Source organism: Pseudomonas sp. BSw22131 (genome assembly GCF_026810445.1).
In the GTDB taxonomy this organism is placed as follows: Bacteria; Pseudomonadota; Gammaproteobacteria; order Pseudomonadales; family Pseudomonadaceae; genus Aquipseudomonas; species Aquipseudomonas huanghezhanensis.
Window position 1 is genome coordinate 1,425,613 of sequence record NZ_CP113949.1, and the last position, 12,378, is coordinate 1,437,990.

The window sequence follows — 12,378 nt, forward strand, 5'->3', positions numbered from 1 at the left end:
TTGACATCTTCGCGCCAGCGCTCCAGGTGCAATTTCACTCGCAAGCAGCGCTGCGGTCGCATCAGAGACTAGCGGTGGGCCAAGTGCACGACAAATGCTTAATGCTGGCCGCCGTGCCTGATCAAATCGATCCACAGCGCTTGATTCGATCGGCCAGCGGTATCCGTAACATCTGGAAGCACTCCCGGGAACAGCGTGATTACAGTTCGTTTTAATCTGCCAGCCGTTGAATTTTCCGACGACAACTCAGGAGAACTCCTATGAACACCCGTGGTTTGCTCGATCAGTTGCTTAAATCCGGCCAAGAGATGCTGCAGAGCAAAACCGGCGGCGCTGCTCGCGCTCCCGGCAAAAGTGGTAGCCAGGGCGGGCTGAGTGATTTGCTGGGCAAAGTGGGCGGCGGCAATCTGGGCAGCTTGTTGTCCGGTGCAGGCGGCGGCGCGGCAGCTGCAGGCGCGATGGGTCTGCTGCTGGGCAATAAAGGTGCCCGCAAAATGGGCGGCAAAGTGTTGACCTACGGCGGGCTGGCCGCGCTGGGTGTGATTGCCTACAAGGCTTATGGCAATTGGCAGGCTAATCAGGGCAACGCGCCACAAACCGAGCCCCAGACCATCGACCGCGTGCCACCCGCGCAGGTTGAGCAGCACAGTGAAGCGATCCTTCGCGCACTGGTGGCCGCTGCCAAAGCTGATGGGCATGTCGATGATCGTGAGCGCGAGTTGATCGAAGGCGAATTCACCCGCCTGACCGGCGATCAAGAGTTGCAGCACTGGCTGCACGCCGAGCTGAACAAACCGCTCGACCCGTCCGACGTGGCCCGCGCTGCAAAGACCCCGGAAATTGCTGCAGAAATGTACATCGCCAGCGTGATGATGGTGGACGAAGAGCACTTCATGGAGCGCGCGTATCTGGATGAGCTGGCCAAGCAGCTCAAGCTGGACCCGGCGCTCAAGACAGAGCTGGAGACCCAGGTTCGTCAGGCGCAGTGATCCCTGCTGAGTGACGGGTTGACTGCCCGACACCATTCCCGTCGGAACGAGGCGTGCGCCCGAAGGTCGTGATTCGGTTTCAGCCTGTGCTGAACGCGTCGGCAACTTCGCGCGCAAACCCCGCTCCAACGGGTCTCTTGGCCGCCGTCCCGAAATTTGCGCCCGCCGGCGTTCTCTTCCGCCAACACCTTCACCTGCAATCCAAAGCAATCCCCAGCAAGTCTCCATCAAGCAGCTCGCCTTGATGCCGACAACGTGTAAGAAGCGTCCGATATTTACGTCGGGAATTAAGCGAGCCAACTCGGAAAGAGTCCAGTAACGGCGTAGTCCGCTGGGCTATACTCCGGCTCGTTTTGGATCGTCCATCGGTCCGCTTCTTGAACCCGGCGTGGCCGCTGGCGTTGAACTCTTGAGGGCTGACTGTGAAGAACTGGACGTTGCGTAAACGGATTTTGGCGAGCTTTGCCGTGATTATCGCGATCATGCTGTTGATGGTAGTGGTGTCATACACACGGCTATTGTCGATTCAGTCAAATTCAGAGGCCGTCAGCAATGAGGCCCTGCCAGGGGTTTATTACAGCACCCTGACTCGCAGTGCCTGGGTCGAGAGCTACCTGCGTACGCTGGAACTGCTGGGCGAGGGCGAAGGTCGACCTTTGACCCAGGAAGAAAAAGAGCAATACAAAGAGTTCGAGGTGCGCCTTGAAACCCAGCTCAATAACTATCGGGAAACCATTTTCGATGCGGCCGATCAGGCAGGTTTCGATAGCTTCCAGCGGATGCGTCAAGTCTTCAACAAGGCCTTGAACGACACGCTCCACGCCTATGAAACCAACGATTTCACCACTGCCCGGCAGATTTTCAAAGGGCGAGTGACCCCGACGTGGGTCGACGGTCGCCGCCAGCTCAACGACATCATTTTGCAAAACAAGAAAATGGCTGACGACGCCTCGTCCGCCATTTCATCCTCGGTCACGAGCGCCAAGATCAGCATGGGTATTTCGCTATTGATCGCCGTACTGGCGGCGGGCGCCTGCGGTCTGTTGCTGATGCGCACGATTCTGGCGCCGATGAACCGCATCGTGCGAATACTTGAAACCATGCGCACCGGCGATTTGAGCGGCCGACTGAACCTGGACCGCAATGACGAGTTCGGCGCCGTGCAGACCGGCTTCAACGACATGGTGACCGAGCTGGCCGCGCTGGTGTCCCAGGCGCAACGCTCTTCGGTTCAGGTGACGACCTCTGTCACTGAAATCGCTGCCACCTCCAAACAGCAACAGGCCACTGCCACGGAAACCGCCGCGACCACCACTGAAATTGGCGCGACCTCGCGTGAAATCGCCGCCACCTCGCGTGATCTGGTGCGCACCATGACCGAAGTCACCTCAGCCGCCGACCAGGCGTCGACCCTCGCAGGCTCCGGCCAGCAAGGCCTGGCCCGCATGGAAGAAACCATGCACTCGGTCATGGGCGCTGCCGACCTTGTGAACTCAAAGCTGGCGATCCTCAACGAGAAGGCCGGCAACATCAACCAAGTGGTCGTGACCATCGTCAAGGTCGCCGACCAGACCAACCTGCTGTCGCTCAACGCGGCCATCGAAGCCGAGAAAGCCGGTGAGTATGGCCGTGGTTTTGCCGTGGTCGCGACCGAGGTCCGGCGCCTGGCCGATCAGACCGCAGTGGCCACTTACGACATCGAACAAATGGTGCGTGAAATTCAGTCGGCCGTGTCTGCCGGCGTGATGGGCATGGACAAATTCTCTGAAGAAGTGCGCCGTGGCATGTTCGAAGTGACTCAGGTTGGCGAGCAGCTTTCGCAGATCATTCATCAGGTTCAGGCGCTCGCGCCCCGCGTACTGATGGTCAACGAAGGCATGCAGGCCCAGGCCACTGGCGCCGAGCAAATCAATCAGGCGCTGGTGCAACTGGGCGATGCCAGCAGTCAGACCGTGGAGTCCTTGCGTCAGGCCAGTTTCGCCATCGACGAGCTGAGTCAGGTGGCTGTCGGTCTGCGCGGCGGCGTGTCGCGCTTCAAGGTCTGAGCCAGGTCGATGATCGAGCACTCAGCCAGACGCGGGTCGCCCGTGTTGCCCAAGCACAAGCTGTTTCTGCTGTTTCGCATCGGCACCGAACGCTATGCGCTGGAAGCCGTTGAAGTGGCTGAAGTGCTGCCGCGTCTGACGCTCAAAGCCATCGCCCATGCGCCGCACTGGGTGGCCGGTGTGTTTGCCCATCGCGGCAGGGTTGTCCCGGTGATCGACCTGAGTGCACTGACGTTCGGGCAACCGGCGCAGTCGCGCACCAGCACGCGGCTGGTGCTGGTCCATTACCGGGCCGAGGCCGACGCGCCTGCGCAACTGCTGGGCCTGGTGCTGGAGCAGGCGACCGACACGCTGCGTTGCGCGCCTGCCGACTTCAAGGAATACGGTGTCGACAACCGCCAGGCGCCGTATCTGGGGCCGGTACGCGAGGACGCTTCCGGGCTGGTGCAATGGATCCGCGTTCAGGATTTGCTCGGCCCTTCGGTGCGCGAACTGCTCTTCCCCGCGCAGCCATTGACCGTTGACGCGTTCGAGGCGATGCCATGAGTGAAGACGCGCGTTTCTTTGCGTTTCTCAAAGACCGCATTGGCCTGGACGTCGCGTCAGTGGGCGAGGCGATTATCGAGCGTGCCGTGCGTCAACGCTGCAACGCATCCCATGCCCAGGACAGTGATGCCTACTGGCAGTTGCTCAATGGCTCGGCGGACGAACAACAAGCGCTGATCGAAGCCGTTATCGTCCCCGAGACCTGGTTTTTTCGTTACCCCGAATCCTTCGCCACCCTGGGCAGACTGGCCTTGGCGCGTCTGGCCGAGCTGAGTGGCGTAAGGCCGTTGCGCATTCTCAGCTTGCCTTGCTCCACCGGCGAAGAGCCTTATTCGATTGCCATGGCACTGTTCGATGCCGGTATTGCGCCCGCGCAGTTCAAGGTCGATGCGATGGACATCAGTCCGTTGTCGATCCAGCGCGCGCGGCGTGGCGTGTACGGAAAAAACTCGTTTCGTGGCGATCAGTTCGGGTTTCGTGAGCGTTATTTTCAACCGGTCGAGGACGGCTATTTGCTGGATGAGCGCGTGCGTGAGCGGGTGGATTTCCAGTCTGGCAATCTGCTCGACCCGCACATGCCGCTGGCACAGTCAGCCTACGACTTTGTGTTCTGTCGCAACCTGCTGATCTATTTCGATGTGCCCACCCAGCAGCTCGGATTCGAAGCGCTCAAGCGCATGACCCGGGACGAAGGCGTGCTGTTCATCGGGCCGGCCGAAGGCAGTCTGCTCGGGCGCATGGGCATGAGTTCCATCGGCATCGCGCAGTCGTTCGCCTTCCGCCGACGTGACGACACGCCAGCCGAATTGCCGGCGGCGCCGTTCATCTGGCCCAATGCCGAACCCTCCAAAGCCCCGATTAAACCGATTGTTGCAGCACCTGCGCGCAGCCCGGTGCGTCCGGCAGCCAGGCCTTTCGCGAGTCCAACGCCGGTCGCTGCCTCGCCTTTGGCCAATGCGCAGGGCAGCGACGCCGACGCGTTGCTGCAAAGCATGGCGAGCCTGGCCAATGAGGGCAAAACCGCCGATGCCAAGGCGGCGTGCGAACGCTACCTCAAGGTGTATGGGCCGGTGGCGGCAGTTTTTTACTGGCTGGGCCTGCTCAGCGAAGTCGCGGGCGACGCAGCCCTGGCCCAAGGTTTTTATCGCAAGGCGCTGTACTTGCAACCCCAGCACCCTGAATCACTGGCACAACTGGCGGCTTTACTCGCAAGCCAGGGAGACCTCGCAGGTGCCAGGCGCTTGCAGGAACGCGCCGCGCGCGGCGTGAATAAAGAAGGACGCAGTCGATGAGCGCCTCACACAGCCAACTGGTCACCGACGAGGCGCAGACCATTGATGATTGCTGGAACCGGATCGGTATCCACGGCGATCGTTCTTGCCCTTTGCTCGTGGAGCACATCCACTGCCGCAATTGCGCGGTGTACTCGGCGGCCGCAACGCGGTTGCTGGACCGCTATGCGCTGGAGGTGCAGGACCGCGACGCAGTGCATTCAACCCTCTTGGCCGGCGAGATCAAGACCCGTTCCGTGGTGGTGTTTCGGCTGGGAGACGAGTGGCTGGGGTTGCCGACGCGTTGCCTGATAGAAGTGGCCAACGTTCAGACCATCCACTCGTTGCCACACCAGCGCTCGCGGGCGTTGCTGGGCGTCGCCAACGTACGTGGCGCGCTGGTGGCCTGTATCTCTCTGGTCGAATTGTTGGGCCTCGACACGTCGAGCACTGCGCCGACGTCAGCGCGAATCATGCCGCGGATGCTGATCGTCGCCGCTGATGGCGGCCCCGTGGTGGTGCCGGTGGATGAGGTCGATGGTATTCACGCCATGGAAGAACAATTGCTGGAGGCCGCTTCTGTCCCTGGTCAGCATGCAACCGCCAGGTTCACCCAAGGCGTTTTGCAGTGGAAAAGTCGCAGCCTGCGTCTGCTGGATGAACATCAGGTGTTGTCTGCCGTGAACCGGAGCCTCACATGACCCCCGACTGGATGCGTGACGCTTCGTTGTTCGAACTCTTCACCCTCGAAGCCGAGGCGCAGACCCAAGTGCTCAGCGCCGGGCTGCTGGCGCTCGAACGCAATCCTACCCAGGCCGATCAGCTTGAGGCCTGCATGCGCGCAGCCCACTCGCTCAAAGGAGCTGCGCGTATTGTCGGGGTAGATGCTGGCGTGAGTGTTTCCCATGTCATGGAGGATTGCCTGGTCAGCGCCCAGGAGGGCCGCCTGTCCCTGAAGCCGGAGCATATTGATGCCCTGTTGATGGGCACTGATTTGTTGATGCGCATCGCCACGCCGGGTGCGAGCGATGTCGGCCCCTCGGACGTCAACGGTTACGTAGCGCTGATGAACGATTTGCTCACCCCGTTGGTGACTGCGACGCCACTGGGTGAGCCGCTTTCCGCTGATGAGATGCTGCTGGCCAATGCGCAGTTACTGCTGGGCGCTGTCTCACCGGCGCCCGCCAGGCCACCCGAATACTACGCGCCGCTGCCCGTCGAGCCTCTTCCCGCGTTTCTGATGTCTGAGCTGGAGCCCGAATCCGCGCCGCTGCCAGACACCGAAGCGGACCCGGAACCGGCCGTTAAAAACAACCTGGCCCGTGGCGAACAGCGCCCGGTTCAGGGTAGCGAGCGGGTGCTGCGGGTTACGGCTGAACGCTTGAACAGCCTGCTTGATCTGTCCAGTAAGTCGCTGGTCGAAACCCAACGCTTGAAGCCCTATCTGAGCGCCATGCAGCGCGTCAAACGCTCGCAGAGCGGGGCGAGCCGTGCGCTCGACAGCCTGGAAGCACTGCTCGATGCCAATGTTGACCCGGATGCGCAAAAGGCGCTGGAAGAAGCGCGGCGTCTGCTCAGTGAAGCTCAGCATTTATTGATTCAACAAACGGCTGACCTCGACGAGTTTGGCTGGCAGGCCGGGCAGCGCGCGCAACTGCTTTACGACACGGCCCTCGCGTGCCGGATGCGGCCGTTTGCCGATGTGCTGGTGGGGCAGGCCAGGATGGTGCGCGACCTGGGCCGCTCACTGGGTAAACAGGTGCGTCTTGAGATCGACGGCGAGAAAACCCAGGTCGACCGTGACGTGCTGGAAAAGCTCGAAGCACCGTTGACTCACTTGCTGCGCAATGCGGTAGATCACGGCATCGAATTCCCGGAGCAGCGCCTGGCCCTGGGCAAGTCTGCGGAGGGGCTGATCCAGCTCAAGGCGTCGCATCAGGCGGGTCTGCTGGTGGTCGAGTTGATCGATGATGGCGGGGGGGTCGATCTGGACAAGCTTCGCACCAGCATCGTGGCCCGCAAACTGTCCCCCGCCGAAACCGCTGCGCAACTGAGCGAAGAGGAGTTGTTGAGCTTCTTGTTCCTGCCTGGTTTCAGCATGCGCGACAAGGTCACCGAAGTGTCGGGCCGGGGCGTCGGGCTGGACGCCGTGTTGCACATGGTTCGCCAACTGCGCGGCGGCGTGGAACTGGAACAGCGCGCGGGTGAGGGCAGCCATTTTCATATTGAGGTGCCGCTGACCCTGTCAGTGGTACGCAGTCTGGTGGTGGAGGTGGGCGGCGAAGCCTACGCATTCCCGCTGGCGCACATCGAACGCATGCGCGACGTGCAGGCCGATGAGATCGTGCAACTGGAAGGGCGCCAGCATTTCTGGCACGAGGAGCGCCATGTGGGGCTGGTGGCCGCCAGTCAGTTGCTCAACCGTCCGCAGAGCCAGAGCGCCGAAGAGGTGCTCAAGGTGGTGGTCATTCGCGAGCGTGATGCGGTGTACGGCGTCGCGGTGGAGCGTTTCATCGGCGAGCGCACGTTGGTGGTGTTGCCGCTTGATCCGCGGCTGGGCAAGGTTCAGGACATCTCGGCGGGTGCGTTGCTCGACGATGGCTCCGCCGTGTTGATCATTGATGTCGAAGACATGCTGCGGTCGGTGGAAAAACTGCTCAATACCGGTCGCGTCGAGCGCATCGACCGACGCAACCGTCAGATGGATGCCACACCTCGCAAGCGCGTGTTGGTGGTCGACGACTCGTTGACCGTGCGAGAGCTGGAGCGCAAGTTGCTGCTCAGCCGCGGCTATGAAGTGGGGGTAGCGGTGGATGGCATGGACGGCTGGAATGCGTTGCGCGCCGAAGATTTCGATTTGCTCATCACTGACATCGACATGCCGCGCATGGACGGTATCGAACTGGTGACCTTGCTGCGACGCGACAGCCGTTTGCAGTCGTTGCCAGTGATGGTGGTTTCGTATAAGGACAGGGAAGAAGATCGTCGTCGAGGACTGGACGCGGGCGCGGATTACTACTTGGCCAAGGCCAGCTTCCACGATGACGCTCTGCTCGATGCCGTTGTGGAACTCATAGGAGATGCGCAGGGATGAAGATTGCGATCGTCAACGACATGCCAATGGCCATCGAGGCGCTGCGCCGTGCCATTGCGTTCGAACCGGCGCACGAAGTGGTCTGGATCGCTCGTGACGGTGCCGAAGCCGTGGCGCGTTGCGCTGAGCTGACGCCTGACGTGATCCTCATGGATTTGATCATGCCGGTGATGGACGGGGTCGAGGCCACACGGCGCATCATGGCGGCTACACCGTGCGCCATCGTGATTGTGACCGTGGACCGCGAGCAGAACGTGCATCGGGTCTTCGAAGCCATGGGGCATGGCGCGCTTGACGTGGTCGACACGCCGGCCATTGGCGGTGGTAATCCCAAGGAAGCGGCGGCGCCTTTATTGCGCAAGATCCTGAATATAGGCTGGCTGATTGGCCAGCGTGACAGCCCTGTGCGTAAAGCGTCGACGCCGATTCGCGACGCTTCGCAACGGCAGAAGCTGGTAGCGATTGGCTCTTCGGCGGGTGGGCCTGCCGCCCTGGAAGTGCTGCTCAAAGGTTTGCCGGTGAATTTTCCGGCGGCCATTGTGTTGGTGCAGCATGTCGATCAGGTGTCTGCCACTGGCATGGCGGAGTGGTTGAGTTCATCGTCCGGTTTGCAGGTGCGACTGGCGCGCGATGGCGAGGCACCGCAGCCCGGCGCGGTGTTGTTGGCAGGGACTAATCACCACATTCGCCTTTTGAAAAACGGCACGCTGGCTTACACGGCGGAGCCGGTCAACGAAATTTATCGGCCGTCGATCGATGTGTTTTTCGAGAGCGTGGCCAGTTACTGGAACGGTGATGCGGTGGGCGTTTTGCTGACAGGTATGGGTCGTGATGGCGCTCAAGGGCTCAAGCTGATGCGTCAGCGAGGGTTTTTGACCATCGCCCAGGATCAGCAAAGTTGTGCGGTGTATGGCATGCCCAAAGCGGCCGCTGCGATTGACGCCGCCAGGGAGATTCGCCCGCTCGATGCGATAGCGTCTCGCTTGAAAGAGGCATTCGGCCAATGATTTTCCAGGTGATTTCACAGGCAGCCTGTGACCAGGAGACTGTTAATGCATGACTTGCAGTTGGACGACGTGAAGACGACCGACGAAAACGCCGCCATGGTGTTGCTGGTCGACGATCAGGCAATGATCGGTGAGGCAGTCCGGCGCGGGCTGGCCAATGAAGACAACATCGACTTCCATTTCTGCGCCGATCCGCATCAGGCCATCAAGCAGGCGATGCAGATCAAGCCCACGGTCATCCTCCAGGATCTGGTGATGCCGGGTCTGGACGGCCTGACGCTGGTGCGCGAATACCGCAACAACCCCATGACCCGGGACATCCCGATCATCGTGCTGTCGACCAAAGAAGACCCGCTGATCAAAAGCGCAGCCTTTGCTGCCGGTGCCAACGATTATCTGGTCAAACTGCCGGACAATATCGAGCTGGTGGCGCGCATTCGCTATCACTCGAGGTCCTACATGACCCTGTTACAGCGAGATGAGGCTTATCGTGCGCTGCGGGTCAGTCAGCAACAGCTGCTGGACACCAATCTGGTGTTGCAGCGGTTGATGAACTCCGACGGCCTGACCGGGCTGTCCAATCGCCGCCACTTCGATGAATACCTTGAGCTGGAGTGGCGCCGCGCGATGCGTGAGCAAGGTCAGTTGTCGCTGATGATGATCGATGTCGATTACTTCAAGGCCTACAACGACAGCTTCGGCCATCTGGAAGGCGACGAGGCGCTGCGTCAGGTGGCCAAAGCCATTCGCGGCAGCTGCAGCCGTCCCTCGGACTTGCCGGCCCGTTACGGCGGCGAAGAATTCGCACTGGTACTCCCCAATACTTCCCCCGGAGGCGCGCGCCTGCTGGCCGAGAAGCTGCGTCAGACCATCGCCGGCATGAGCATCCCCCACAACGCACCGACCGAGGGTTCGGTGCTGACAGTCAGCATCGGTCTGGCCACGGTCGTGCCGCAAGCTGGCAGTCACAGTCGGCAGTTGATTCAAAGTGCGGATCAAGGCCTGTATGCCGCCAAGCACAATGGGCGTAATCAGGTGGTGGTGGGGTAGGATCTGATCGGGATCAGGTCCTACCCCTGAGGTTCAAGTCGTTACGCTATCCACCAGACTGCCGGGTCAGGGTTTTACGGCCTGATCCGCCGTGCTGTAGCTGAAGGGTGCAGTGCCGGCGGCCATTTTGGTTGCATCGAGCTTGATAACGGGTAGCCAAAGTCCCCCGGTCCGGGTTGCATACTTTTGCTGGTAGGTCTTGGCCTCTGCCAACCCCTTTGGATCCAGGTAATAGAATGCCTGCAACGGGAGTTGCTCGGGAATTCCGCTGGGCCAGAGTTTGACCAAGAGTTCGTTCCATTGGTAATAACCTGAGAGCCCGGTGTACTGTCGAGCTTTAAGGCTGACATCGAACTGCGCGGCGTTCTGCGTGCTCAGTGAGCATTGATAGGAGGTGTTCGTAAGTTTGCTGAAATAGGTGTACCAGGTTGACAGCGTTGCTGCGTTCACTCCTGCGCAGGTACTCTCGTCGGCCAGGTTTGGGGCAGCGCTCCACTGCTCAACCATTCTTTCGTTTTCTCTGAGCAGACGCCCCAGATTCGGAGTTGCCTCAAGCATCTGCGCCAGCCTTGAGTCAGTTGTGAACGGGCCCACCGGGTCTTGATTGCTTCTCAACCGCTCGACGACAGCCTCATTGCTCCTGAGCAGGGTGACTAACTCAGGGTTGCTTGCAAGCAAATCAATCAAAGCCCGGTTGGCTCGTGGCTGCAATCCGCATCCAAATCCCGGTCTGCCAAACATGTCAGTCTGCGCGTTGTGCGGGTAGACGCACAGATATTCCCTCTGCTTGCCTTTACTGTTCGCTTCATTCTGAGAGAACAGCATATACCCGCTGCTTTCATACAGCCTCGTGACTTTCGAGTCCTTGCGGATGTGCTCGAATGATATCGAGCCTTTGCGTACCTGGGATGTGGGATCCCAAGGATCGAAGTTGCCATCTGTTGTTCCACGTATCGTGATGCCGTTGCAGTAGTAGGAAGGCAGATTGTTGTCGCAGGCGGTGCGTGTGTCGTCAAAGCGAGCATTGAGATCACTGCTATCTGTTCCCCTGTTGTTGGCTGAACCATTGGCTGAACAGCTTGGTCCCCTGTGTTGTAGCTGAAGGGAGTTCCGTTCAACTGGTTCAAATCAAGTTTGATGATTGGCAACCAGTCTCCGGTGCTGGTTTTGTATTTGGTTTGATAGTGTCGGGCTTCTGTTAGCCCTGTGGTGTTTTTGTAAAAGAACGCCTCAAGTGGCAGTTTTGTCGGGATATTTTGCGCCCACAATCCAACCGTTAGCTCGTTCCAGAGCGCCTCCATGTTAGGCGGGCGGTTTGCCCGCACTTGCAAGCTCACACTAAACTGCGACGCATTTTGAGTACTCAGTGAGCACTGATAGTCGCGATTAGGAATCGTCTTTGTATATGGGTACCACCCCGTTAGCGTTGTCGCGTTGACAGAGCTGCACGTACTGATATCCGCCGCAGCGACTCCCCGAGGTTTGAGGCCACAACCCTGGGCGCCGCGGACACCAACAATCGTACTTGCGTCATAGGCGTAGATGCACAGATAGTCGACCGCCTTTCCCTGCGCGATGGCCGCTTGCTGGGGCAAAAATGTGAAGCCGCTGTCGTGGTAGAGGTTTTCAACTTTGGCATCAAGTCTCATGTAAGCGAACGACACTGCGCCTAACTTTACAGCGGTCGGGCTTGGATCCCAAGGGAAGAAGTTACCGTCTTGGGTAGCCCGTATAACGACTCCGTTGCAGTAATAGGCCGGTTGGTTAGCGCCACATGCCGCACGCGTGTCTTTATATCGGTTATTCATATTTTCAGCGATGACAGCGCCAGGAGACCCAGGCGGCGGGGTTACTGGGGGAAATCCGTTTATTACTTTGACTGTCAGTGGTGCGGAGATCACCAGTGCGTTGTCACCAACGCCAACGCTGGCAGTCACGGTCGCCGACCTGCCTACGCTTTGTGTGATCATTGCTTGCGGTACCTTGAATATTAATGGACGCGTGGCGCCGACTGTTTGAACAGCCAAGTTATAAGTCGACAATCCTATATAGCGCAGTCCAACCGTATCGCCGTTGTTCATGCCGGGGTACGTCACTTCGACCGTCCCATCCGTGGTGAGTCCGCCCAAGTAAAATTCGCCCGCTGCCGTGGTTCCTTTCAGCACTGGGGGCGGGGCCACAAGTTGCGGCGAAACGTTGGATGTCAACTGAGCGTCGTTGGCAGTGATGGATGTCTCGACCATAACGGTGGAATGGATGCAGCCGGAAAAAACCACTGCCATAAAAAGCACATTATAAGAATTCCATTTCATGATGAGTTTCTCAGATAGGAAAATAATGAGGCGGCTCTGTCTCCTTCTGTGTATCCAGCAGATC

10 protein-coding genes are annotated in these 12,378 nt (G+C 59.7%); 8 read left to right on the plus strand and 2 right to left on the minus strand.

Annotated features, from left to right (window positions below):
• Positions 1 to 260: 260 nt before the first annotated feature.
• From OYW20_RS06345 to OYW20_RS06380, 8 genes are all read left to right on the plus strand, one after another.
• Positions 261 to 989, plus strand: a complete 729-nt coding sequence (locus OYW20_RS06345; RefSeq protein ID WP_268799864.1) for a tellurite resistance TerB family protein — start codon at positions 261 to 263, stop codon at positions 987 to 989.
• Between the two features lie 422 nt (positions 990 to 1,411).
• A complete protein-coding gene (locus OYW20_RS06350; protein WP_268799865.1) occupies positions 1,412 to 3,034 on the plus strand; it encodes a methyl-accepting chemotaxis protein in 1,623 nt (540 codons plus the stop codon).
• Positions 3,035 to 3,043: 9 nt separating this feature from the next.
• The gene (locus tag OYW20_RS06355) at positions 3,044 to 3,580 is read left to right on the plus strand and encodes a chemotaxis protein CheW (protein WP_268799866.1); all 537 of its coding nucleotides are present in this window, start codon (positions 3,044 to 3,046) and stop codon (positions 3,578 to 3,580) included.
• Positions 3,577 to 4,872 carry a CheR family methyltransferase gene (locus OYW20_RS06360; protein ID WP_268799867.1) on the plus strand — a complete coding sequence of 432 codons (1,296 nt, stop codon included), beginning with the start codon at positions 3,577 to 3,579 and terminating at the stop codon, positions 4,870 to 4,872. The genes OYW20_RS06355 and OYW20_RS06360 overlap by 4 nt, the downstream gene beginning before the upstream one ends.
• Positions 4,869 to 5,552 (plus strand): chemotaxis protein CheW, encoded by a 684-nt coding sequence (locus OYW20_RS06365; protein ID WP_268799868.1) that lies wholly within the window; start codon positions 4,869 to 4,871, stop codon positions 5,550 to 5,552. Before OYW20_RS06360 ends, OYW20_RS06365 begins: the two co-directional genes overlap by 4 nt.
• The gene (locus tag OYW20_RS06370) at positions 5,549 to 7,945 is read left to right on the plus strand and encodes a hybrid sensor histidine kinase/response regulator (RefSeq protein ID WP_268799869.1); all 2,397 of its coding nucleotides are present in this window, start codon (positions 5,549 to 5,551) and stop codon (positions 7,943 to 7,945) included. Before OYW20_RS06365 ends, OYW20_RS06370 begins: the two co-directional genes overlap by 4 nt.
• A complete protein-coding gene (gene cheB / locus OYW20_RS06375; protein ID WP_268799870.1) occupies positions 7,942 to 8,952 on the plus strand; it encodes a chemotaxis response regulator protein-glutamate methylesterase in 1,011 nt (336 codons plus the stop codon). The genes OYW20_RS06370 and cheB overlap by 4 nt, the downstream gene beginning before the upstream one ends.
• Before the next feature lie 45 nt (positions 8,953 to 8,997).
• The gene (locus OYW20_RS06380; protein WP_268799871.1) at positions 8,998 to 10,002 is read left to right on the plus strand and encodes a response regulator; all 1,005 of its coding nucleotides are present in this window, start codon (positions 8,998 to 9,000) and stop codon (positions 10,000 to 10,002) included.
• A gap of 66 nt (positions 10,003 to 10,068) precedes the next feature.
• On the opposite strand, the gene OYW20_RS06385 is transcribed toward OYW20_RS06380, so the two are convergent.
• Together OYW20_RS06385 and OYW20_RS06390 are read right to left on the minus strand one after the other, a co-directional pair.
• Positions 10,069 to 10,560, minus strand: a complete 492-nt coding sequence (locus tag OYW20_RS06385) for a hypothetical protein (RefSeq protein ID WP_268799872.1) — start codon at positions 10,558 to 10,560, stop codon at positions 10,069 to 10,071.
• Positions 10,561 to 10,685: 125 nt separating this feature from the next.
• Positions 10,686 to 12,314: a hypothetical protein gene (locus OYW20_RS06390; RefSeq protein WP_268799873.1), complete on the minus strand. Its 1,629-nt coding sequence runs from the start codon at positions 12,312 to 12,314 to the stop codon at positions 10,686 to 10,688.
• Between the last annotated feature and the right edge of the window lie 64 nt (positions 12,315 to 12,378).